Source organism: Pedococcus badiiscoriae (assembly GCF_013408925.1).
GTDB classification, from domain to species: Bacteria; Actinomycetota; Actinomycetes; order Actinomycetales; family Dermatophilaceae; genus Pedococcus; species Pedococcus badiiscoriae.
In genome coordinates this window covers 2,696,863-2,719,328 of the sequence record NZ_JACCAB010000001.1, presented here as the reverse complement: position 1 = coordinate 2,719,328, position 22,466 = coordinate 2,696,863, and the positions used below count along the sequence as shown (strand labels likewise).

Here is a 22,466-nt window from a genome sequence, read left to right as displayed (position 1 = left end):
CGGGGAGGGCGCGCGGCGCCGCCTCAGGTCGTGACGACGCTCACGCGCAGGGTACGGGCGGCCACGAGCGCCGCCAGCGAGGCGGTGACCGACATGACCAGCGCCATGGGGACGGCCGAGCCCGATCCCATCATCCCGATGAGCGGGGCTGCCGCGCCACCGATCACGAACTGCGAGGCGCCGAGCAGTGCGGCGGCGGTCCCGGCCGCCTCCCCGTGACGCGTCAGGGCGAGGGCCGGAGTGTTGGGCAGCGTGAGGCCGCACGAGAACAACAGGAACCACAGCGGGCCGAGGACCATGGGCAGGCCCCCGACTCCGGTGACCGCCGACGCCAGCAGGAGCAGCGCTGCAACCGCACCGATCGTCACGCCCGCCCGGACCAGCTGGCGCGGCTGGAACCGCTTGAGCAGGAAGGGGTTCACCTGCGACCCGGTGAGGAACCCGAGCGAGTTGAGGCCGAAGGCCAGCCCGAACTGGGTCACGCTCAGGCCGTAGATGTTCTGGAGCACGAACGAGGAACCGCCGATGTAGGAGAACAGCGTCGCGAACATGAGGCCACTGATCAGGACCAGCCCGACGAAGGTCCGGTCGCGCAGGAGCATGCCGTAGGTGCTGAGCACCGGGCGGAGGGCCATCGGCCGGCGGCGCTCGGGCGGCAGGGTCTCCCGCAGGGCGAGGCTGGCCAGCGTCACCAGCAGCACCCCGGCCACGGCGAGGATTCCGAAGACCCCGCGCCACGACGTGAGCCTGAGGATGAAACCGCCCAGGGTTGGCGCCAGCACGGGGGCGAGCCCCATGACGAGCATCAGCCGGGAGAGCATCGTCGCCGCCGCGGAACCCGCGAACAGGTCGCGCACCATCGCCATCGAGACCACCGCGACGGCGGCGTTGCCCAGCCCCTGGACCGCCCGTCCGACGGTCAGCAGCTCGATGGACGGCGCGAACGCGCAGAACACCGATGCCGCGATGTGCAGTGCCAGACCCGCGATCAGCGGCCGACGGCGACCGACGGCATCGGCGAGGGGGCCGACCAAGAGCTGCCCGAGCCCCATGCCGAGCAGGATGCCTGTCAACGTGCCCTGCACCGCCGACTCCGACGCTGCGAGGTCGCGCGTGATGGAGGGCAGCGCCGGCAGGTAGGTGTCGATGGTCAGCGGCCCGATGGCGATGAGCGCGCCGAGCACCAGGACGAAGCGCACGTAGGAGCGGCCCGTCGGAGCGGCAGTCGGAGTGAGAGTCGGAGCGGAGGTTCGAGTCGGGGTGGCGTCAGTGAGGGTCTCAGGGGCGGCAGTCACCTCTGCGCAACGACGAGGGGCACGGGATCCATTCCACCCCGTGCCCCACGTCTCGCAGTGTGTGCGCTTCGCCCGTGTCCAGCAGGCTCAGTCGCGCCCGGTGAGCTCCCAGGCGTCGAGGGACTCCTCGACCTCCTCCCGACCGGCCAGGCTCCTGGCGACCGGGTCGTCGGCGTACCGCGGGTCCGGCGCCGCGGCATACCCCGTCCGGACCTCGTCGGTGCGGTCGACGGAGTCGTGGGTCACCCCCGGTGACGAGGACAGCGCCTCGCCGTCGAAGACCGGCTCCGGGTCGGGGACCTCGTCCCCGCGCATGAGGGCCAGCGTCATCGGCAGGTCGTCGAGCTTGATGAGCACGTCACGCGCCTTGGAGCCCTCCGAGGGGCCGACCACGCCGCGGGACTCGAGCAGGTCCATGAGGCGCCCGGCCTTGGCGAACCCGACCCGCAGCTTGCGCTGCAGCATCGAGGTCGAGCCGAACTGGGTCGTCACGACGAGCTCGGTCGCCTGCAGCAGCAGCTCGAGGTCGTCGCCGATGTCGTCGTCCACCTGCTTCTTGGCCGCGACCACGGTCACGTCCTCGCGGTAGCTGGGCTTGAGCTGGCCGGTCACGTGCTTGACGACCTGCTGGATCTCGGACTCGGTGACCCAGGCGCCCTGGACGCGCATCGTCTTGGACGAGCCCATCGGCAGGAACAGCGCGTCGCCCTGTCCGATCAGCTTCTCGGCACCGGGCTGGTCGAGCACGACCCGGCTGTCGGCCAGCGAGGACGTCGCGAAGGCCATCCGCGAGGGGACGTTGGCCTTGATCAGACCGGTGACGACGTCGACCGAGGGACGCTGCGTGGCCAGCACCAGGTGGATGCCGGCGGCCCGTGCGAGCTGGGTGATCCGGACGATCGACTCCTCGACGTCTCGCGGCGCGACCATCATCAGGTCGGCGAGCTCGTCGACGATGACCAGCAGGTACGGGTAGGGGTGGATGGTCCGCTCCGACCCCGGCAGCGGCTTGACCTTGCCCGCCTTGACGGCCTTGTTGAAGTCGTCGATGTGCTTGAACCCGAACTGGGCCAGGTCGTCGTAGCGGGTGTCCATCTCGCGGACCACCCAGGCGAGCGCCTCCGCGGCCTTCTTGGGGTTCGTGATGATCGGGGTGATGAGGTGTGGGATCCCCTCGTATGCCGTGAGCTCCACCCGCTTGGGGTCCACCAGGACCATGCGCACCTCGTCCGGCGTCGCGCGCATGAGGATCGAGGTGATCATCGAGTTGACGAAGCTGGACTTGCCGGCGCCGGTGGCGCCGGCGACGAGCAGGTGGGGCATCTTGGCGAGGTTGGCGATGACGTAGCCGCCCTCGACGTCCTTGCCGACCCCCATCACCATCGGGTGCTCGTTGCCGCGCGCCGCCTGGCTGCGCAGGACGTCACCGAGGCTGACCTTCTCGCGGTCGGCGTTGGGGATCTCGATGCCGATCGCGGACTTGCCCGGGATCGGCGACAGGATGCGGACGTCCGCGGACGCCACGGCATACGCGATGTTCTTGGAGAGCGCGGTGACGCGCTCGACCTTGGTGCCGCGGCCGAGCTCGACCTCGTAGCGGGTGACCGTCGGGCCGCGGCTGAAGCCCGTCACCTGGGCGTCGATGTCGAACTGCTCGAGCACCTGGGTGAGCGACTCGACCACCCGGTCGTTGGCGGCGCTGCGCGTCTTGTGCGGCGAGCCGGGTTCGAGGATCGCGTTGTCGGGCAACGTGTAGGTGATGTCGCCGGCCAGCGCCAGCTGCTCGACGCGCTGGGGCAGCGGCGTCGTCGGTGGCGCCTCCAGGGCTGCCTTGACCTCGACGGCGGGGGTCCGCATCGGAGACGTCGGGTCGGCCGGTGCCGACGGGGCCAGCACCCCGGGCGAGGTCGGGCGCTTCTCACCCGGCCGGAACCTGCGACCGTCCGGGGCCACCAGCGCGGCCTGCTCGAACGCCTCGTCCCCCTCGAGGGGACCCTCCGGGTCGATCACGCGGCGACGACGCTTCGGCTTGTCCTCGACCACGTCGGTCGGCGCATCGGGGCCTGAGTCTGCGGCCCCTCGGTGCAGGAGGTGGTCGCGCAGCTCGGCCAGCCGGGTCGGCACCATGTGCACCGGCGTCGCGGACATCACCAGGACGCCGAAGAAGCCGAGCATCAACAGGATCGGCACGGTGCCGTAGACCGAGACCGCGGCCGCCAGCGGGCTGGAGGCCAGGAACCCGATGATGCCGCCGCCGTTGCGCATCCCGTCAGCGCCGTGCGGCGGTGACGGGATGCCTGCGGCCACGTGGGCCAGGCCGCACGCGGCGAAGGCGAGCGCTCCCAGGCCCACGCCGATGCGTGAGTTGGCCGAGTCGTCCTGCGGTGCGCGCAGGAAGCGGATGCCGAGGAAGAGCAGGGCGAGCGGCACGGCATAGGCCACGCGCCCGAACGTGCCGGCCACGACCGCGTGGATGACGTCGCCGATCGCACCGTTGAAGGCCCACCACTCGCGGGCGGCCACGACGATCGACAGGCCGATGAGGGTGAATCCCAGGCCGTCACGGCGGTGCTCGGGCTCGAGCTCGCGGGCGCTGCTGCCGACCTTGCGCACCGCTCCGCCGGCGACGTGCGCCATGCCCATCCAGGTGCCCCTGACGGCGCGCAGGGGAAACGGCAGGCCGCCACCACTGGTCTTGCCGCGGGCAGGCGACTTGCGGGGGCCGCTGCTCTTGCGGTTGGCGGGGCGTGTTGCTGTGCCACGGCCCGCGGAGGAGCGTGTCGAGGTGGACGGACGTGTCGCCATGCTCCGCAGGCTACGCGAAGGTCACACCGGACACACGCGTCACACGCGTTGCACCAGGGACCAATGTGCCGGCGACGCGCCGGATTCGGCCTCGACCGAACGGCCGACGTGCGACCTCCGATCGGGCACGAAGGCCGGACAGCCCTTACCGACGACGCACCGCTGGTGGAAGGCTGGGCCCTGCGTCTGGCGGGGCTTGTGCCGACGACCGAGCCGGTCGTCGGCACAGGCGCGAGCGGGGAACACGTCACGCGAGGCACGAGGCGCGGTGCCACCCGCAGCCCTCCCCGGCCGCCCCATCTCAGATCGCGGGAACCCGCGCCCACGTTCTGGATCCGTCCGCGCGGGGGACGCTACCCTCGACGACAGGTCATGAGTGTCAGCGCGAAGCCCCGGCTTGCTGACCAGCAACCCTCCTCCGCGGTGGGGTGCTCCGGGTGACGACCGGGCCGTCTGCACCCGCAGCCGGCAAGCGCGGACTCGTGAGCTCTCTCGGGTCCCACCCGGACCAGGAGCTGTACCCATGTCGATCGCGAGCACCCCGCCTCCCGCCTTCCGTCGCAGTGCGCCGCTCGCGCACGCCCGCGTCCAGAGCCACCTGCGGCCCGTCCCGGATGCCGGTTCGCTGGTCGAGGTCGGCCCGCTGCCGGCCGTCGTGTCCGAGTCGCTGCTGGTGCCGACCGTCGACGGCGCCGTGGACTACGCCAACTTCGACCACGCCGCCTCGACGCCGGCCCTGATGAGTGTGAAGAAGGCCGTCGACAATGCCCTGCGCACCTACTCGTCGGTGCACCGGGGTAACGGCTGGGCGTCGCGGGTGACCTCGGCCTGGTACGAGCAGGCGCGCGCCGAGGTGCGGTCCTTCGTCGGGGCCCGGGAGGGCGACGAGGTCGTCTTCACCCGCAACAGCACCGACTCGTTCAACCTCCTGGCGCGCTGCCTGCCCCGCGACACGCAGGTCTTCGTCTTCGAGTCCGAGCACCACGCGGCGCTGCTCCCCTGGCCCGCGCGCCGGACCCACCGGCTCCCCGTCCCGGGCAGCGTCAGCGACGCGCGTACCCTCCTGCGCACGGCGCTGCGCGATCACCGCGGTCGTCATCGCCTGGTCGTCCTCGCCGGCGCCTCCAACGTCACCGGCGAGATCTGGCCGGTCCGCGAGCTTGCGGCGATCGCGCGCCAGGCGGGCGCGCGGGTGGTCCTGGACGGCGCCCAGTACGCCCCGCACCGCCGGGTCGACCTCGACGACCTCGGGGTCGACTACGTCGTGCTGTCCGGGCACAAGCTCTACGCACCGTTCGGCACGGGCGTCCTGGCCGGTCGGGCCGACTGGCTCGACGCGGCGACGCCCTACCTCGCCGGCGGAGGCGCCACCAAGGCCGTGACCGACCGCGGCGTGGTGTGGCAGGAGGGCGCCGCACGCCACGAGGGCGGCAGCCCCAACGTCATCGGTGCCATCGCCCTGGCGGCCGCCTGTCACACCCTGCGAGCCCATGAGGCCGCCGTCGAGGAGCACGAGCGGACCTTGGGCCGGCGCCTGCTGGAGGGCCTGGCGGCCATCGACGGCGTGCAGACCTACTCCCTCTTCGGCCCCGAGCACGAGCGGGTGGCCGTGGCGACCTTCACGGTGGACGGCGTCGACTCCTCACTGGTGTCCGCCGCGCTGTCGGCAGAGCACGGCATCGGGGTGCGGGATGGCAAGTTCTGCGCGCACCTGTGCGTCGACGCGCTGCTCGAGACCGACCCGTATGCCGAGGGCCCGGCGACCGCGGTCCGTGCCAGCGTGGGGCTGGCCACCACGGCTGCTCACGTCGAGCGGCTGCTCGCGGCCGTGGCCGAGCTCGCGGCGCACGGCCCGGCCCACGACTACCAGCTGACCGCCGAAGGCTGGGTCGTGGCGGACGACCCCCGGGACGTCCTGCCGCCCCGACCCTGGTAGCAGGCTCCGGCCCCGCTCACCCTTGGTCGCCCGCCCGCTCGTGGGCCCAGGCGATCAACAGGAGTCGATCAGTGTGCCCAGTTGTGACGGCCGTCGGTGGGCCGCGAGTCGGCGCCGAAGTACCACGCGGCGATCGGGAGGGCGATCAGCAGAGCCAGTGCGATGAAAGTAGCCATGGCAGTAATTCTGCGCGCCGCCGCATTCTGCCACGAGTGGCAAAGATGACGCAGTACGCATTTTTTCTGCCAGCCGCTCCTCGTCGAGGGCCCAGCCCAGCCGTCAGCCCAGCCGTCAGCCCAGCCGTCAGGCCTGGATGACGACCGGGATGATCATCGGGCGGCGGCGGATCTTGCCGCCGACCCAGCCGCCGATCGCCCGGCGCATGACCTGCTCGAGCTGGTGGGAGTCGGTGACGCCGTTGCCCGTGGCCTCCGCGAGCGCCTGCTCGATCTTGGGCCGCACCTGGCTGAAGATCTCGTCGTCCTCGGCGAAGCCGCGGGCCTGGATCTCCGGGCCGGCGGCGATCTTGCCGGTGGCGGAGTCGATCACCACGATGACCGAGATGAACCCCTCGTCGCGCAGGATCCGGCGGTCCTTGAGCAGCGCCTCGTCGAACTCGCCCACCGAGGAGCCGTCCACGTAGACGTAGCCACACGGCACCGCGCCGACGATCCGGGCGACACCGTCGACGAGGTCGACCACCACGCCGTCCTCGGCCAGGACGACCTGCTCACGCGGGATACCCGTCTGCACCGCGAGCTCGGCGTTGGCGACCAGGTGGCGCCACTCGCCGTGCACCGGCATGACGTTGCGGGGCTTGACGATGTTGTAGCAGTAGAGCAGCTCGCCGGCGCTGGCGTGACCGGAGACGTGCACCTTGGCGTTGCCCTTGTGGACGACGTTGGCGCCCAGGCGCATGAGCCCGTTGATGACCCGGTAGACGGCGTTCTCGTTGCCGGGGATCAGCGACGACGCCATCAGCACCGTGTCGCCCACGCCCACATCGATGCGGTGGTCGCGGTTGGCCATCCGGGACAGGGCCGCCATCGGCTCACCCTGGGAACCGGTGCAGATGAGCACGACCTGGTCGTCGGGGTAGTTGTCGAGCTTCTTGACGTCGACCAGGACACCGTCCGGCACGTGGAGGTATCCCAGCTCGGCCGCGATGCCCATGTTGCGCACCATCGAGCGGCCCACCATGGCGACCTTGCGGCCGGCCGTCTCGGCGGCGTTGAGCACCTGCTGGACCCGGTGCACGTGCGAGGAGAAGCAGGCGACGATGATCCGCCGCTGGGCGTCGCGGAACACCTTGTCGATCGCCGGCGCGATCTCCCGCTCCGGGGTCGTGAACCCGGGGACCTCGGCGTTGGTCGAGTCCGTCATGAACAGGTCCACGCCCTCCTCCCCCAGCCGGGCGAAGGCGCGCAGGTCGGTGAGCCGGTTGTCCAGCGGCAGCTGGTCCATCTTGAAGTCACCGGTGTGCAGGATCGTCCCGCCGGGCGTGCGCACGAAGACGGCGAGCGCGTCGGGGATCGAGTGGTTGACCGCGACGAACTCGCAGTCGAAGACGCCGAGCTTCTCGCGCATCCCCTCCTTCACCCCCAGGGTGTAGGGGGTGATGCGGTGCTCCTTGAGCTTGGCCTCGATGAGCGCCAGCGTCAGCATCGACCCCACGATGGGTATGTCGCGCTTCAGCCTGAGCAGGTAGGGCACCGCCCCGATGTGGTCCTCGTGGCCGTGCGTGAGGACGATCGCCTGGATGTCGTCGAGGCGGCCCTCGAGGTACTCGAAGTCCGGCAGGATCAGGTCGACGCCGGGGTGGTGGTCCTCGGGGAAGAGCACGCCACAGTCGATGACCAGCAGCTGGCCGGCGTGCTCGATGACGGCCATGTTTCGGCCGACCTCGCCGAGGCCGCCGAGGGCGATGATGCGGACGCCGTTCTTCGCCAGCGGCCGGGGGAGGTTGAGCTCGGGGTGGGGATGACTCACAAAAGTCCTGACTCGGTGAGACCGGCGCGCAGCTGCACGACCTGGTCGGGGGTGGCTTCGACGAGGGGCAGGCGCACGGTCGCGGAGTCGATGACCCCGAGCTCGACCAGGGCGGCCTTGGCCATGATGGCTCCCTGCGTGATGTTCATGACGGCGTTGACGGCCGGGACCGCCTGCCGGTTGAGCTCCTGCGCCCGGGCCAGGTCGCCCTTGTCGACGGACGCGAGCATCTCGGCCCAGAGGTCGCCGGCGACGTGCCCGACGACGGACACGACGCCGATGGCGCCGTTGGTCAGGTGGGCGAGGTTGAGGGCGTCGTCGCCGCTGAACCACAGCAGGTCTGTCTGCCGCATCACCTCGGTCGCGGCGAACAGGTCGCCCTTGGCGTCCTTCACCGCCCGGATGCGCGGGTGGCGGGCCAGCCGCAGGTGGGTCTCGGTGTGGATGGGCACCCCGGTGCGGCCCGGGATGTCGTAGACCATGACGGGCAGCTCGCTGGCGTCGGCGACCGCCTCGATGTGGCGGGCGATCCCCTCCTGGGGAGGCTTGTTGTAGTACGGGGCCACGACCAGGAGCGCGTGGGCCCCCGCCTTCGTCATGGCCCTGGCGAGCTCGACCGAGTGGGCGGTGTCGTTGCTGCCCGCCCCCGCCGTGATCGCGGCCCGGTCACCGACCGCCTCGAGGACGGCCTTGAGCAGGTCGACCTTCTCGGCGTCGGTCGTGGTGGGTGACTCCCCCGTCGTGCCGCTGACGACCAGGCCGTCGTGGCCGTGGTCGACCAGGTGGGTGGCCAGTCGCTGGGCGGCGTCCAGGTCCACGGTGCCGTCGGGACGCATCGGGGTGACCATGGCTGTGACCACCCGGCCGAACGGAGACGTCGCACTCATACCGGCAGGTTATCGCCCCGGGGTGCACCGCTCGCGTCCTGCACACCCCGTGGTCGCTGATTTGGCGGGAAGGCGCCGACGCGTGGCGCCAACGACCTCACCCCCGGTGTCCCCGGCCGGGGTTACGCTGCGTCCGTGCAGCAGTATCTCGACCTCCTCGACCACGTCATGACGACCGGCACGGACAAGTCCGACCGCACGGGCACCGGCACCCGCTCGGTGTTCGGGTACCAGATGCGGTTCGACCTCTCCGAGGGCTTCCCGGTGCTCACGACCAAGAAGCTCCACCTCAAGTCGATCATCGGCGAGCTGCTGTGGTTCCTGCGCGGCGACTCCAACGTGCGGTGGCTCCAGGAGCGCGGCATCACCATCTGGGACGAGTGGGCCGACGAGCACGGCGACCTCGGACCGGTCTACGGCTACCAGTGGCGGTCCTGGCCGACCCCGGACGGCGGACACGTCGACCAGATCGCCAAGGTCATCGAGTCGATCCGCACCAACCCCGACAGCCGACGGCACATCGTCTCGGCGTGGAACGTCGCCGACGTCGACTCGATGGCGCTGCCGCCGTGCCACACGATGTTCCAGTTCTACGTGTCCCCGGCCGTGGACGGACGCCGGGCCAGGCTGTCCTGCCAGCTCTACCAGCGGTCCGCGGACATCTTCCTGGGAGTCCCGTTCAACATCGCCTCCTACGCCCTGCTGACGATGATGGTCGCGCAGGTCTGCGACCTCGAGCCCGGCGACTTCGTGCACACCCTCGGCGACGCGCACCTCTACTCGAACCACTTCGAGCAGGCCAGGCTCCAGCTGACCCGCGAGCCGCTCCCCCTGCCGCAGATGAAGATCGCCTCCGGCAAGGACATCGACCAGTTCGACCTCGGCGACTTCGAGCTGGTCGGCTACCAGGCCCACCCGTCGATCAAGGCTCCGATCGCGGTCTGAGCCGCGCGCCTTCGGCCGACTGCTCCCGACCGCCGTCTTGGCACGGTCGCTACCCTGAGCACATGACCAATGTGACGCTCATTGCCGCCGTCGGGCGCAACGGCGTCATCGGGGCGGACAACGACATGCCGTGGCACCTGCCCGAGGACTTCGCGTTCTTCAAGCGGACCACGATGGGTCACCCGATGGTCATGGGACGCAAGACCTTCGACTCGATCGGCCGGGTGCTGCCGGGCCGCCGGACCATCGTCGTGACGCGCCAGCCCGACTGGAGCCACCCCGACGTCGAGACCTCTCACTCGCTCAGCGAGGCACTGTCGCTCGCCGGTCCGGCAGCCGAGGTGTTCGTCTGCGGGGGCGGCCAGGTCTACGCCGAGGCGATGCCGTGGGCGCACCGGTTGCTGATCACCGAGGTCGACCAGTCACCCGAGGGTGACGTGCGCTTCCCGGCCATCGACCCGGCAAACTGGCACGAGACCGGACGCGAGCCGCGCGACGGCTTCAGCTGGGTCACCTACGAGCGCGCCTGACGCGGTCCGCAGGACCGATGGCAGGATGCAGGGCATGGTTCACCAGCACGACCACGTCGGCCACCCGGCCACCCCAGGGCCACTCGCCGACGCCAGCGTGCGGGTGGCGCGCGAGTCCGACGCCCCTGCCGTGGGGCTCGTCCAGGCCACCGTGTGGCGCGAGGCGTATGCCGCCGTGCTGCCGCCGGACGTGCTGGAAACCTTTGAGCCACAAGCCTTCACGGCCGTGTGGCGCCGGTCCCTGGCCGCGCCTCCGCAGGGGGTGTACCGGCTGTTGGTGGCTTGCGCTGGAGACCAGGTCGTCGGGTTCGCCGCCATCGGTCCGAGCCAGGACCCTGACGCGTCGCCGGGCACCGGCGACCTGTCCGCCCTCGGCGTCCACCCCCAGGCGCGTCGGGTGGGGCACGGGTCGCGCCTGCTCAACGCGGCGGTCGACACCCTGCGCGGCGCGGGTGCGGACAGGCTGCACACCTGGGTGCTGGCCGACGACGAGGGGACGCGGGCCTTCCTCCTCGACGCGGGCCTGCACCCCGACGGCGCCTTCCGCGACCGGGTGATCTCCCCCGAGGGCGACACTGCGCGCGAGGTGCGGCTGGTCGCGGACATCACCCCGGAACCCCCGGCCGGGTGAGCACGGCCCTCTCCCCGGAGCGTCGGGCCCGCGTCATCCGGCAGGCCCTGTCGGTCGCCGTGGCGACCGGGACCTACGGGATCAGCTTCGGCGCCCTCTCGGTCGCCTCCGGCCTGTCCATCCTGCAGACGCAGGCACTGTCGCTCCTGTTGTTCTCGGGCGGCTCGCAGTTCGCCTTCGTCGGGATCATGGCCGCCGGGGCCTCCGGGGGCCCGGCCGCCATCGCCACGTCCACCCTGCTCGGAGTGCGCAACGGCCTGTACGGCCTGCAGGTCGCGCGGATGCTCGACGTGCGCGGGCTCCGCAAGGTCTTCGCGGCCCAGCTCACCATCGACGAGTCGACAGCCGTGGGGGTCGCACAACCCGAGGCAGCCGCGGCACGCCTCGGGTTCTGGACCACTGGCCTGGGGGTCTTCATCCTGTGGAACGTGGCGACTCTGGTCGGGGCCATCGTGGGGGACGCCATGGGCGACCCGCGTCGCTACGGGCTCGACGCTGCGGCGGCCGCCGCCTTCTGCGCCCTCCTGTGGCCCCGTCTGAAGTCGAAGGACGCGGTGGCCATCGCGGCACTCGCCGCGGTCATCGCCGTGCTCGTCGCCCCGCACGCCCCGGCCGGCGTCCCCGTCCTCGTGGCTGCCTGCACCGCGCTGCTCGCGGGCGTGTGGCGACGCGCCCACCACGACCCAGCGCCGCCGCACCAGTGGCCACACGACGCGCCGGGGACCACGGGCACCGCTGGACCGGAGACCGTGACATGAGCACCTGGACCGCCCTGCTCATCGCCAGCGCGCTGGCCTTCGTGCTCAAGTTCCTCGGCTATGTGGTGCCGGCCTCGTGGCTCGACGGCGAGAGGACCACCAGGATCACCTCGGCCCTGCCGATCGCCCTGCTGGCCGCCCTCGTCGGCGTCCAGACCCTGACCTCGGCCCACGGCACGGTCACCCTCGACTCGCGGGCCGGCGCAGTCGGCGTCGCCCTGGTGGCGCTGCTGCTCCGTGCACCGTTCATCGTCGTGGTGGTGCTGGCCGCCCTCGTCGCGGCAGGGTTGCGGCTGCTCGGCTTCCCCTGACGGCATGGCCTCAGGGCATTCCGGCCCGCCACGCGCGGACTGCGGCACGGTAGTGGGCCTGCTCGCCCTTGCGGTCCTGGGCGAGCCGGCAGGCCTCCGCCTGCGCGAGCTCGTCGGCCCAGGCGCCGTCGGCCCCGGTGGCGCGGGCCTGGGCCATCATCCGCGCGCCGTCGCGGGCCAGCCGGACGAGGGGGACCATCGCCAGCAGCGCCACCACGGGGATGAGGATGACGGCGACGCCGAACAGCACGGCCACGGGCCGACCGTCCCGGACCAGCTCCACCCCGCGCCAGCCGATCGTCACGGAGTAGAACCCCAGCACCGCGAGCAGGACGACCGCGGTGACCTTCTCGCGCACTCAGTCGTCCAGGCCGAGGTAGTGCTCGAGACCGACCGTCAGTCCCGGGTGCGCGGCGACGCCGCGCACCCCGGCGAGGACCCCGGGCATGAAGGAGGTCCGGTCGAACGAGTCGTGGCGCAGGGTGAGCATCTCGCCCTCTCCCCCGAGCAGCACTTCCTGGTGGGCGACCAACCCCCGCAGCCGGACCGAGTGCACCGGTATGCCGTCGAGGCGGCCACCGCGGGTCCCCTCGGGGTCCTGGGTGGTGGCGTCCGGGACCGCACCGAGACCGGCCTCCGCGCGGGCAGCGGCGATGAGGCCGGCGGTGCGGGCCGCCGTGCCCGAGGGGGCGTCCACCTTGGCGGGGTGGTGCAGCTCGATGACCTCGGCCGACTCGTAGAACCGCGCCGCCTGCTGGGCGAACCGCATCATGAGGATGGCGCCGATCGCGAAGTTGGGGGCGATCAGGACGCCGACCGTGGGGCGCTCGGCGAGCTGGTCGCGCACAGCGGCCAGGCGCCGGTCGTCCCACCCGGTCGTGCCGACGACCACGTGGACACCACGGTCCACGCAGTGCGCCACGTTGGCCGGTGAGGCGTCCGGCACCGAGAACTCCACGACGACGTCAGCCCCGCCGAGGTCTGCGAGGTCGTCGCCCTGGTCGAACGTCGCGACGAGCTCGAGGTCGGGGGCCTCGGCGACCGCCCGGCATACCTGCGAACCCATCCGGCCGGCGGCGCCGATGACGGCCACCTTGATCGTGTCACTCACGATCGCCAGCGTAGCGAGCGACGTGTCAGGGCAGATCCTCGAGGGCCACGTCGGGGTCGGCCAGCTGGTCCGGCGGCACCACCGACCTGGACCGGATCAGTGACTTGAGGGCATCCCCGACGTCCCACACGTTGACGTTCATCCCGGCGGTGACCCGGCCGTCCCGCAGCCAGAACGCCACGAACTCCCGCGCCGCGAGGTCGCCGCGCACGACGACCTCGTCGTCGGGGCTCCCCAGGCCGTGGTACTCCATCCCGAGGTCGTACTGGTCGGTGTAGAAGTAGGGAAGCTCCGGCTCGGGCCCCTCCTGGTCGAGCATCGCGGCGGCGACCAGGGACGGCTGGTTGAGGGCGTTGGCCCAGTGCTCGACGCGGATGCGCTGCTGGAGGAACGGGTGCTCGACGTTGGCGACGTCCCCCACCGCGAAGACGTCAGGGTCGCTCGTGCGCCCCGTCGCGTCGGCCGTGATGCCGTTGTCGACGTCGAGCCCGGCCGCCTCGGCGAGCTCGACGGCGGGCGCCGCGCCGATGCCGACGACGACGGCGTCCGCCGGCACGACCACCCCGTCCGCCAGCCGCACCCCGGTCACGGCGGAGTCGCCCTCCACGGCCTCGACCGTGACCCCCGTGCGCAGCTCGACGCCGTGTGCGCGGTGCAGGTCTGCGAACACCTGGGCGACCGTCGGCCCGAGCACCCGCACCAGGGGAAGGTCGAGTGCCTCGAGCACGGTGACCTCGGCCCCCGCCTCGCGCGCGGCAGCGGCCACCTCCAGCCCGATCCACCCTCCCCCGATGAAGACGATCCGCCGCCCGGGGACGAGCACGGCACGGATCGCCTGGCTGTCCTCGATGGTCCGCAGCGAGAACACGCCGTCGAGGTCGGCGCCGGGGATCGTGAGCCGTCGCGGAGTGCTCCCGGTCGCCAGGACCACGCGGTCGTATGCCGTGCGCTCACCGGTGTCGGTCACGACCTCGTGGGCGTCACGGTCGATCCCGCTCACCCGGGTGCCCGTGCGCAGCTCGACGTCGTGGGCGGCATACCAGTCCTCGTCGTGGACGAAGACGTCCTCGAGCTTCTCACCGGTCTTGAGGTAGTCCTTGGACAGCGGCGGTCGCTCGTACGGCAGGTGGGGCTCCCCTGCGAAGAGCACGATGCGCCCCTCGAAGCCCCGCTCGCGCAGGGCCTCGGCGGTCTTGGCGCCAGCCAGCCCGCCACCGATCACGACGAAGGTCCGCTCAGCTGTCATGGGGACAGCCTTCGGGGTGCGCCGCCCCGACGCAAGCGGGCCGGCCCACCGTGAGGTGGACCGGCCCGCTGTGTTCAGCAGAGACCGCGGGTCAGGCTTCAGAGCCCTCGGGACGGTCGTCGCCGCCACGGCCGCCACGACGGCGGTTGCGGCTGCGTCCACCCTCACGACGCTCGCCACGGTCCTCGCGGTCCTCGTGGTCGGCGCGGGGGGCATCGGCCTCGGCAGCGCCGTCCGACGCAGCGTCGGAGGAGGGAGCCTCGTCATCTGCCTCGGCGTCGCCGCCCTCGCCCTCGGCCAGCACGGCCGCCAGCGAGAGCTTGCCGCGCGGGTCGATCTCCTTGAGCTCGACCTGGACCTTCTGGCCCACGGCCAGGACGTCCTCGACGGCGTCGATCCGCTTGCCACCGACGAGCTTGCGCACCTCGGAGATGTGCAGCAGGCCGTCCTTGCCCGGCAGCAGGGAGATGAACGCACCGAACGTCGTGGTCTTCACCACGGTGCCCAGGAAGCGCTCGCCGATCTCCGGCATCTGCGGGTTCGCGATGGCGTTGATCTGCGCCCGGGCAGCCTCGGCCGAGGGGCCGTCGGTCGCACCGATGTAGATCGTGCCGTCGTCCTCGATCGAGATCTGGGCGCCGGTCTCGTCCTGGATCTGGTTGATCATCTTGCCCTTCGGCCCGATGACCTCGCCGATCTTGTCGATCGGGACCTGCACCGAGATGACGCGGGGAGCGAAGGGGCTCATCTCGTCGGGCGCGTCGATGGCCTCGTTCATGACGTCGAGGATGTGCAGGCGAGCGTCGCGGGCCTGGGTCAGCGCGCCGGCCAGCACCGAGGCGGGGATGCCGTCGAGCTTGGTGTCGAGCTGGATGGCCGTGACGAACTCGCGCGTGCCGGCGACCTTGAAGTCCATGTCACCGAAGGCGTCCTCGGCACCGAGGATGTCGGTCAGCGCGGCGTACTGCGTCTGGCCGTCGACCTCGTCGGACACCAGGCCCATGGCGATGCCGGCGACCGGGGCGCGCAGCGGCACACCGGCGTTGAGCAGCGCGAGGGTGGAGGCGCAGACCGAGCCCATCGACGTCGAGCCGTTGGAGCCGAGAGCCTCGGACACCTGGCGGATCGCGTAGGGGAACTCCTCGCGGGTCGGCAGCACCGGCATGAGCGCACGCTCGGCGAGCGCTCCGTGACCGATCTCGCGACGCTTCGGCGAACCCACCCGACCGGTCTCACCGGTGGAGTAGGGCGGGAAGTTGTAGTTGTGCATGTAGCGCTTGCGCGTCACCGGCGACAACGTGTCGAGCTGCTGCTCCATGCGGAGCATGTTCAGCGTGGTGACACCCATGATCTGGGTCTCGCCGCGCTCGAAGATGGCCGAACCGTGCACGCGCGGCAGCACCTCGACCTCCGCGCTCAGGGCGCGGATGTCGGCGAGGCCACGGCCGTCGATGCGGACCTTGTCGCGCAGGATGCGCTGACGGATCAGCTTCTTCTGCACGGACCGGTAGGCCGCGGACAGCTCCTTCTCGCGTCCCTCGAACTCAGCGGCGAGCTTCTCCTTCATGGAGTCCTTCAGCTCGTCGATGCGGTCCTCGCGCTCCTGCTTGCCGGCGATGGTGAGCGCCTGCGCCAGGTCGTCGGAGGTCGCGGCCTCGACGGCGGCATACGCGTCGTCCTCGTAGTCGAGGAAGATCGGGAACTCCTGGACCGGCTTGGCGGCCTTGCTGGCCAGCTCGGCCTGGGCCTCGCACAGGACCCTGATGAACTTCTTGGAGGCCTCGAGGCCCTCGGCGACGACCTCTTCGGTCGGGGCCTGCTTGCCCTCGTTCTTGACGAGGTTCCAGGTGGACTCGGTGGACTCCGCCTCGACCATCATGATCGCGACGTCATCGCCCGCGATGCGGCCGGCGACGACCATGTCGAAGGTCGAGCGCTCGATGTCGGAGAAGTTCGGGAACGCGACCCACTGGCCGTCGATCAGCGAGACGCGGACGCCACCGATCGGACCGGAGAACGGCAGACCCGAGATCTGCGTGGAGGCGCTGGCCGCGTTGATGGCGAGCACGTCGTACTGGTGGTCGGGGTTGAGCGCGAGCACCGTGATGACGACCTGGACCTCGTTGCGCAGGCCCTTGGTGAAGGTCGGGCGCAGCGGGCGGTCGATCAGGCGGCAGGTGAGGATCGCGTCGGTCGACGGGCGACCCTCGCGGCGGAAGAACGAGCCGGGGATCTTGCCCGCGGCATACATCCGCTCCTCGACGTCGACCGTCAGGGGGAAGAAGTCGAAACCTTCGCGCGGGGACTTCCCGGCGGTGGTGGTGGAGAGGAGCATCGTGTCCTCATCCAGGTAGGCGGCAACGGCGCCGCCGGCCTGCTTGGCCAGGCGTCCGGTCTCGAACCGGACCGTGCGGGTGCCGAACGAACCATTGTCGATGGTCGCTTCGGCGAAGTGGATCTCTGGACCCTCCATTGGGCCCTCCTTCTCTTCTGTTGAGAGTCATGTCTCTCAGCTGAACCTTGTGCATCGTCGTTGTGCACGGGTTTCTGTCGTTCACATGCTGTCGTTCACATGCTGTCCTGCCTGCGTCCCTGAGTCGGAACGCAGTCATGCGGGCCGGCATCGATGCCGGCCCCATGCGAGAGGGACGGCCCTCATGGAGGACCGTCCCTGTCGAATGCTTAGCGGCGCAGACCGAGGCGCTTGATCAGCGAGCGGTAACGCTCGACGTCGACGCTCTCGAGGTAGCGCAGCAGCCGGCGACGCTGGCCGACCAGGAGGAGCAGGCCGCGGCGGCTGTGGTGGTCGTGCTTGTGCTGGCGCGAGTGCTCGGTGAGGTCGAGGATGCGCTGCGTCAGCATCGCGACCTGGACCTCGGGGGAACCGGTGTCGCCCTCGTGCGTGGCGTACTCGGACATGATCTTCTGCTTGACGTCTGCGCTCAACGGCATGGGTCGGCACTGCTCCTTCGTGTGATCGTTGCGCGGTGCACCAGGGCTGGTTCACCTGGGCTCTCTGGATCCGCGGCCGGTCTACGGCGTCACCAAGGTTACCAGCGGCGTGCTCCGCAGCCCTAATCGCCCGCGCACGGAGCCAGCCAGGGGACAGCAGGGCGCGAAGCGATGGTTGGATGGCGACATGCAGATGCCCAAGCACAGTGACGAGGCCAAGGCGCACTTCCGGGGTCTGATCAGCGAAGCACCAGGTGTCGAGGTCAAGCCGATGTTCGGCAGCCTCGGCGCGTTCGTCAACGGCAACATGTATGCCGGGCTGTTCGGCGACGCCGTGGGCGTCAAGCTCGACGAGGCCGGGATGGCCGAGCTCGCGGGGATGCCGGGCAGCGGTTCGTTCGGACCCCAGGAGCGCCCGATGAGCGGGTGGCTCTCGCTGCCGTCCGACCTGTCCGACGAGGAGCTGTCCACCTGGACGGACCGGGCACGCGACCACATCGCCACGTTGCCGCCGAAGGTCAAGAAGCCGAAGAAGTAGTCCCGGCCGACCACTCGTCCGCCAGCAGGGCATAGATCGCCAGGTCGGTCCACTGCTCCTTGAACCACGAGGCCTTCTCGAACAGCGCCTCGCGACGCATGCCCAGCCGCTCACAGATCCGCGACGAGGGGGTGTTCTCCGGTTCGAGCTGGGCCCACACGCGGTGCACTCCGAGTGAGCCGAAGGCCGCCTCCAAGAGGGCGCGAGCCGCCTCCGTGGCGTAGCCCTGCCCCGCCAGGTCCGGGGCGAAGACCCAGCCGATCTCGGCCTGCCGCCCGTCGGCGCCACCCAGACCGGCCAGGTGGATGAGCACGTCACCGATGACGCGCCCGTCGAGCTCGACCGCCAGGGTCAGGATCGGGGACCTCTCGTCGACCCGCCCGGCCGTGGCCCGCTCGGCCACGAGGTCCGCCACGTCCTCGCGGGTCTTGGGCTCGCCGGGGATGTACCGCACGACGGACGGCACCGACCGGTAGGCGAAGACGTCCTCCTCGTCCCCCGGGCGGAAGCTGCGCAGGGTGAGCCGAGGGGTCGTGATCGGCAGGCTGACACGCGGCATACCGGCAGCTCAGAGGTTGATCATGTGACCGGCGATGCCCTCGACGGCTTCCTTGACCGCCTCGGACAGCGTCGGGTGCGCGAAGACGTTGCGCGCCACCTCGTCGGCGGTGAGGTCCCACTTCTGGGCGAGGGTCAGCGCGGGGAGCAGCTCGGTGACGTCGGGGCCGATGAGGTGGGCGCCGATGATCTCGTTGTGCGTCGCGTCAGCGACCACCTTGACGAAACCGACGGCGTCGCCGAGCCCCATCGCCTTGCCGTTGGCGGAGAACGGGAACTTGGCGACCTTGACGTCGAAGCCCTTCTCCTGTGCCTGCGCCTCCGTGTAGCCGAACGACGCGATCTGCGGCTGGCAGTAGGTCGCCCGCGGGATGAAGTCGTACTCGACCGGCATGGTCTCGGCACCCGCCATGGTCTCGGCGGCGACGACGCCCTGGGCCTCGGCCGTGTGGGCCAGCATGAGCTTGCCCGTCACGTCGCCGATCGCGTAGACGTTGTCGACGTTGGTGCGGCAGTGGTCGTCGATGACGATCGCGCCGCGCTCGGTGGCCACCCCGAGTGCCTCGAGGCCGTAGCCCTCGAGCCGCGGGGCGAACCCGATCGCCTGGAGGACCTTGTCGGTCTCGATGACCGTCGAGTCGCCTCCCGCCGCGGGCGACACGGTCACGCGGACCTTCTCGCCACTGTCGTCGATCGACTCGACCTTCGTGGACAACAGGACGGTGATGCCGAGCTTCTTGTAGTGCTTGAGCAGCTCCTTGGACACCTCGGCGTCCTCGGTGGGCACCATCCGGTCGAGGAACTCCACGATGGTCACGTCGACACCGAAGTTCTTCAGGACGTAGGCGAACTCGACGCCGATCGCGCCGGAGCCGGCGATGACGATCGAGCCGGGCAGCTGGTCGGTGAGGATCTGCTCCTCGTAGGTCACGACCCGGTCGGACAGCGAAGTGCCCGGGATCAGCCGGGTGGTCGCGCCCGTGGCGATGATGAGCTTGTCGAAGGTGACCGTCTGCTTCTCACCGGAGTTCAGGGCCACGTCCATCGACGTCGGGCTGGTCAGCGTGCCCCAGCCGTCGATCTCGGTGATCTTGTTCTTCTTCATCAGGAAGTGCACGCCCTTGACGATGCCCGCCGACACCGACCGCGAGCGCGCGTGCGTCGGGCCGAACGACATCGTCGCGTCGCCCTCGATCCCGAACTTCTCCTTCTCGTGCTGAAGGATGTGCGACAGCTCGGCGTTGCGCAGCAACGCCTTCGAGGGGATGCACCCGACGTTGAGGCAGACGCCGCCCCAGTACTTGGACTCGACCACCGCCGCCTTGAGACCGAGCTGGGACGCGCGGATCGCCGCGACGTACCCGCCAGGACCAGCACCGAGAACTACGACATCGAAGTCAGCCATGGCGTCAGCCTACTGACACCACCGGACGGCCCCCACCGGTGGTGGACCTCACCTCAGGGTGCGCAGGACCTCGTGGATGGCCCGCGCCGCGGGCGCCGCGGTGGCCGCACCCAGCCCGCCGTGGCCGATCACGACCACGACGGCATACCTCGGCTTCGTGGCCGGTGCGTAGGAGGCGAACCAGGCGGTGTCCTGCGCGCCGAAGGACTCGGCGGTCCCGGTCTTGCCCGCGATCGGCCACTGCTTCAACGGGAACCCCGCGAACGCACCCGCCGCCGACCCCTGCGTCACGACCCCCTCGAGCGCCCCGTGCAGGAAGGCGAGGGTCCCTGGCGGGAAGGGCACCGTCCCGGTCCGCACCGCAGCCACCGGCTCGGTCGCGCCACGCGGTCCCACGAAGGCGCGCGCGACCTGCGGCTTCCACAGCGTCCCGCCGTTGGCGATGGCCGCGTAGACCTGGGCCATCTGCAGCGGCGTCACCGTGATGTCCCCCTGGCCGATGGCGAAGTTGGCGGCGTCGCCGGCCCGGAACTGGAACCCCGTGCGGCAGTTCTCGACGGCCAGCGCCCGCAGGTATGCCGCGCGGCTCGGGTCGGTGGCCGCCACCTCCGGGTAGCCGGAGGTGCCACGCCTGCAGGTCTGCGCCCGGGTCTGGTCCCACTGGCGCTGCTTCCACGCGCGGCCCGGGATCCGGCCGGCCTGCTCCCCCGGCAGGTCGATCCCGGTGGGCCGGCCCAGTCCGAACGCGTCGGCCATCGCGACGAAGGGGTCGTGGGCATCGGACGTCGCCGCGAGTCCACCCTGGGCAAGCCAGGACCGGTAGGCGAAGTCGTAGAAGATCGTGTCGCAGGAGACCTCCACGGCCTTGCGCAACGAGATCGGTCCGTACGCCCGCGACTCGAAGTTGGCGAACCTGCGGTTCCCGATGGTGTAGCTGGACGTGCAGTCGTACGTCCCACCGAGTGAGTTCCCGGCCCGCACCGCGGCCGGCAGGCTGACGACCTTGAAGGTGGACGCCGGCGAGAACGCCGCGGAGGTCACGCGAGAGACCAGCGGGGTCCCCGCCGTGGGGGCGGTGAGCCGCGCGAACTCCGAGGCCGTGACACCACCGGTCCAGACGTCCGGGTCGTAGGACGGGTAGCTCGCCGCCGCGACGACGCCGCCGTTGGCGACGTCCAGGACCACGGCCGCGGCCGAGTCGGCCCGGTAGCCGCGGGTCCGCGCGGACGCCACCGCCGTGGCGAGCGCAGCCTCCGCCGCCGACTGCACCCGGGCGTCGAGGTTGGTCACGACGTCCAGGCCGGGGACGGGGTCTGTCTGGCGGAGCGTCCGCGTGACGATGCCGCGAGGGTCGACCGCGACCGTGCTCGTCCCGGGAGTGCCTCGCAGGCGGGCGTCGTACTGCTGCTCCAGACCTGACCGACCGACCAGGTCCAGGTCGCCGATGGCGCCGTGGGACGCCGCCACGTCGTCGGCGTTCGACCGCGCGAGGTAGCCGAGCAGGTGGGCTGCGTTGACCGTCTTCTTCGCTGGGTAGTCACGCACAGGCTGGGCCGACACCCCCACTCCGGGAAAGAGATCCGGACGTTCGAGCAGGCTCAGGGCCCTGCGCGGATCGACCCCGCTGACCAGCGGGATCGGCACGTAGGCCGAGCCTGCCCAGCAGACTGGCGGCCGCGGGGCGTCCTTGACCCCGCACAGCTGGGTGCGCCCCCAGAGCTGGTCGACGTCCGACCCCAGCACTGCGGCGACGCGACGCACGAGGTCGCGTCCCCCGTCCTTCGACTCGACCAGCACCGACCGGTCGAGGGTCACCACGGTCTGCGTCGTGTTGTCCACCAGGGGCAGTCCGTTGCGGTCGAGGATGCGGCCCCTGACGGCGGGTTCGGTGACCGTGCGGGTGTCGAGGGTGGCCGCCGCCCGCTCGTAGTCCGCGTGACCCACGATCTGGACCTGTCCCAACCGCGTGACCAGGGTGGCCATGAAGCACAGGACCACGAGTCCGAGCACCCACATCCGCGGCGAGTGGTCGCGGACCGAGCCGGAGCGCCTCACCGCGCGATCACGGGCTCGCCTCACCGACGCCTCCCCACCAGCCACTGCTCGCACCCGACGAGCAGCGGAACGAGGGCAGCACACAGCACCACGGTGAGCACCAGACGGAGCCCGAGGACGCCCCACTCCACCGCCGCTCCGGACAGCGCCGCCACGGTGAGGCGCCCAGCGGCGACGACGACCGCACTGCCCAGGCCCACGACCGCGACCCAGCCGAACGGCGTCTCGCCCTCGCGCCGGCCGGCGCCGGCGAGCAGGCCCGCGGCGGCATACGTCAGGGCTGCCGTGCCGAGCACCGACGAACCGGGCGGCATCAGGTCGACGAGCCACCCCGCCGCGAGACCGAGCCGGCCCCCGCGGGACACCCCGGTGCGCAGGGCGCCCGCCACGACAATCGGTAGGACCAGGTCCGGGAGCACCAGCTGGGAGCGGGCGGCCAGGGTGACCGAGGCCACCGCGGTGACGAGCAACAGCAGGCCGCGAAGGGCGAGAGCCAGGTGGGGCAGGGGCACGG

The 22,466-nt window shown here is 71.0% G+C and carries 20 protein-coding genes and 1 riboswitch; of the genes, 7 read left to right on the top strand and 13 right to left on the bottom strand.

From position 1 onward, the window contains the following. Window positions 1-23 precede the first annotated feature (23 nt). Both BJ986_RS12810 and BJ986_RS12805 read right to left on the bottom strand, forming a co-directional pair. Window positions 24-1,199, bottom strand: coding sequence for a multidrug effflux MFS transporter (locus BJ986_RS12810; protein ID WP_337795262.1), 1,176 nt, complete (start codon window positions 1,197-1,199; stop codon window positions 24-26). A 183-nt stretch (window positions 1,200-1,382) separates the two neighbouring features. Beyond that, on the bottom strand, window positions 1,383-4,100 hold the full coding sequence (locus BJ986_RS12805) for an FtsK/SpoIIIE family DNA translocase (RefSeq protein ID WP_179422325.1): 2,718 nt from the start codon (window positions 4,098-4,100) through the stop codon (window positions 1,383-1,385). A gap of 368 nt (window positions 4,101-4,468) precedes the next feature. Next, window positions 4,469-4,581: riboswitch (SAM riboswitch) on the top strand. 42 nt (window positions 4,582-4,623) lie between these two features. On the opposite strand from BJ986_RS12805, the gene BJ986_RS12800 reads away from it, so the two are divergent. Next, window positions 4,624-6,036: an aminotransferase class V-fold PLP-dependent enzyme gene (locus BJ986_RS12800; RefSeq protein WP_179422324.1), complete on the top strand. Its 1,413-nt coding sequence runs from the start codon at window positions 4,624-4,626 to the stop codon at window positions 6,034-6,036. Window positions 6,037-6,339: 303 nt separating this feature from the next. Here the strand turns inward: BJ986_RS12800 and BJ986_RS12795 are convergent, their stop codons facing one another. Together BJ986_RS12795 and dapA are read right to left on the bottom strand one after the other, a co-directional pair. Next, the gene (locus BJ986_RS12795; protein WP_179422323.1) at window positions 6,340-8,025 is read right to left on the bottom strand and encodes an RNase J family beta-CASP ribonuclease; all 1,686 of its coding nucleotides are present in this window, start codon (window positions 8,023-8,025) and stop codon (window positions 6,340-6,342) included. Next, on the bottom strand, window positions 8,022-8,912 hold the full coding sequence (gene dapA / locus BJ986_RS12790) for a 4-hydroxy-tetrahydrodipicolinate synthase (RefSeq protein WP_179422322.1): 891 nt from the start codon (window positions 8,910-8,912) through the stop codon (window positions 8,022-8,024). The genes BJ986_RS12795 and dapA overlap by 4 nt, the downstream gene beginning before the upstream one ends. Window positions 8,913-9,047: 135 nt before the next feature. On the opposite strand from dapA, the gene BJ986_RS12785 reads away from it, so the two are divergent. From BJ986_RS12785 to BJ986_RS12765, 5 genes are all read left to right on the top strand, one after another. Next, window positions 9,048-9,857 (top strand): thymidylate synthase, encoded by an 810-nt coding sequence (locus BJ986_RS12785; RefSeq protein ID WP_179422321.1) that lies wholly within the window; start codon window positions 9,048-9,050, stop codon window positions 9,855-9,857. Window positions 9,858-9,919: 62 nt separating this feature from the next. Further along, the gene (locus BJ986_RS12780; protein ID WP_179422320.1) at window positions 9,920-10,387 is read left to right on the top strand and encodes a dihydrofolate reductase; all 468 of its coding nucleotides are present in this window, start codon (window positions 9,920-9,922) and stop codon (window positions 10,385-10,387) included. A gap of 34 nt (window positions 10,388-10,421) precedes the next feature. Further along, on the top strand, window positions 10,422-11,018 hold the full coding sequence (locus BJ986_RS12775) for a GNAT family N-acetyltransferase (RefSeq protein WP_238338096.1): 597 nt from the start codon (window positions 10,422-10,424) through the stop codon (window positions 11,016-11,018). Continuing rightward, window positions 11,015-11,776, top strand: a complete 762-nt coding sequence (locus tag BJ986_RS12770) for an AzlC family ABC transporter permease (RefSeq protein WP_179422318.1) — start codon at window positions 11,015-11,017, stop codon at window positions 11,774-11,776. The genes BJ986_RS12775 and BJ986_RS12770 overlap by 4 nt, the downstream gene beginning before the upstream one ends. After that, window positions 11,773-12,087 (top strand): AzlD domain-containing protein, encoded by a 315-nt coding sequence (locus BJ986_RS12765; protein WP_179422317.1) that lies wholly within the window; start codon window positions 11,773-11,775, stop codon window positions 12,085-12,087. Before BJ986_RS12770 ends, BJ986_RS12765 begins: the two co-directional genes overlap by 4 nt. 10 nt (window positions 12,088-12,097) lie before the next feature. Here the strand turns inward: BJ986_RS12765 and BJ986_RS12760 are convergent, their stop codons facing one another. From BJ986_RS12760 to rpsO, 5 genes are all read right to left on the bottom strand, one after another. Next, on the bottom strand, window positions 12,098-12,445 hold the full coding sequence (locus tag BJ986_RS12760; protein ID WP_179422316.1) for a hypothetical protein: 348 nt from the start codon (window positions 12,443-12,445) through the stop codon (window positions 12,098-12,100). Beyond that, window positions 12,446-13,198: a 4-hydroxy-tetrahydrodipicolinate reductase gene (dapB, locus tag BJ986_RS12755; protein ID WP_179422315.1), complete on the bottom strand. Its 753-nt coding sequence runs from the start codon at window positions 13,196-13,198 to the stop codon at window positions 12,446-12,448. It lies immediately after the preceding gene. 25 nt (window positions 13,199-13,223) lie between these two features. After that, window positions 13,224-14,444, bottom strand: coding sequence for an NAD(P)/FAD-dependent oxidoreductase (locus BJ986_RS12750; protein WP_179422314.1), 1,221 nt, complete (start codon window positions 14,442-14,444; stop codon window positions 13,224-13,226). A gap of 91 nt (window positions 14,445-14,535) precedes the next feature. Next, window positions 14,536-16,917, bottom strand: a complete 2,382-nt coding sequence (locus tag BJ986_RS12745; RefSeq protein ID WP_179422313.1) for a polyribonucleotide nucleotidyltransferase — start codon at window positions 16,915-16,917, stop codon at window positions 14,536-14,538. 209 nt (window positions 16,918-17,126) lie between these two features. Then, window positions 17,127-17,396, bottom strand: coding sequence for a 30S ribosomal protein S15 (gene rpsO / locus BJ986_RS12740; protein ID WP_056923573.1), 270 nt, complete (start codon window positions 17,394-17,396; stop codon window positions 17,127-17,129). 187 nt (window positions 17,397-17,583) lie between these two features. Here rpsO and BJ986_RS12735 point away from each other — a divergent pair, with 187 nt between their 5' ends. Beyond that, a complete protein-coding gene (locus BJ986_RS12735) occupies window positions 17,584-17,934 on the top strand; it encodes a TfoX/Sxy family protein (RefSeq protein ID WP_179422312.1) in 351 nt (116 codons plus the stop codon). On the opposite strand, the gene BJ986_RS12730 is transcribed toward BJ986_RS12735, so the two are convergent. Genes BJ986_RS12730 through BJ986_RS12715 form a run of 4 tightly spaced genes read right to left on the bottom strand, consistent with a single transcriptional unit; the run spans window position 17,915 to window position 22,464 of the window. Beyond that, window positions 17,915-18,493, bottom strand: coding sequence for a GNAT family N-acetyltransferase (locus BJ986_RS12730; protein ID WP_179422311.1), 579 nt, complete (start codon window positions 18,491-18,493; stop codon window positions 17,915-17,917). The two genes, BJ986_RS12735 and BJ986_RS12730, sit on opposite strands and share 20 nt — an antisense overlap. Before the next feature lie 9 nt (window positions 18,494-18,502). Next, complete coding sequence (gene lpdA / locus BJ986_RS12725; RefSeq protein ID WP_179422310.1) at window positions 18,503-19,897, bottom strand: dihydrolipoyl dehydrogenase; 1,395 nt, start codon at window positions 19,895-19,897, stop codon at window positions 18,503-18,505. A gap of 48 nt (window positions 19,898-19,945) precedes the next feature. After that, window positions 19,946-21,952, bottom strand: a complete 2,007-nt coding sequence (mrdA, locus tag BJ986_RS12720; protein ID WP_337795252.1) for a penicillin-binding protein 2 — start codon at window positions 21,950-21,952, stop codon at window positions 19,946-19,948. Window positions 21,953-21,972: 20 nt separating this feature from the next. Continuing rightward, entirely contained in the window at window positions 21,973-22,464 is a 492-nt protein-coding gene (locus BJ986_RS12715) for a hypothetical protein (protein WP_179422309.1), read from the bottom strand. Window positions 22,465-22,466: the final 2 nt, after the last annotated feature.

Coding starts and splice junctions, on each gene's coding strand:
- BJ986_RS12805 (WP_179422325.1), bottom strand. CDS start 4,100: ATGGCGACACGTCCGTCCACCTCGACACGCTCCTCCGCGGGCCGTGGC.
- BJ986_RS12800 (WP_179422324.1), top strand. CDS start 4,624: ATGTCGATCGCGAGCACCCCGCCTCCCGCCTTCCGTCGCAGTGCGCCG.
- dapA (WP_179422322.1), bottom strand. CDS start 8,912: ATGAGTGCGACGTCTCCGTTCGGCCGGGTGGTCACAGCCATGGTCACC.
- BJ986_RS12780 (WP_179422320.1), top strand. CDS start 9,920: ATGACCAATGTGACGCTCATTGCCGCCGTCGGGCGCAACGGCGTCATC.
- BJ986_RS12775 (WP_238338096.1), top strand. CDS start 10,422: ATGGTTCACCAGCACGACCACGTCGGCCACCCGGCCACCCCAGGGCCA.
- BJ986_RS12765 (WP_179422317.1), top strand. CDS start 11,773: ATGAGCACCTGGACCGCCCTGCTCATCGCCAGCGCGCTGGCCTTCGTG.
- BJ986_RS12750 (WP_179422314.1), bottom strand. CDS start 14,444: ATGACAGCTGAGCGGACCTTCGTCGTGATCGGTGGCGGGCTGGCTGGC.
- BJ986_RS12745 (WP_179422313.1), bottom strand. CDS start 16,917: ATGGAGGGTCCAGAGATCCACTTCGCCGAAGCGACCATCGACAATGGT.
- rpsO (WP_056923573.1), bottom strand. CDS start 17,396: ATGCCGTTGAGCGCAGACGTCAAGCAGAAGATCATGTCCGAGTACGCC.
- BJ986_RS12735 (WP_179422312.1), top strand. CDS start 17,584: ATGCAGATGCCCAAGCACAGTGACGAGGCCAAGGCGCACTTCCGGGGT.
- BJ986_RS12730 (WP_179422311.1), bottom strand. CDS start 18,493: ATGCCGCGTGTCAGCCTGCCGATCACGACCCCTCGGCTCACCCTGCGC.
- lpdA (WP_179422310.1), bottom strand. CDS start 19,897: ATGGCTGACTTCGATGTCGTAGTTCTCGGTGCTGGTCCTGGCGGGTAC.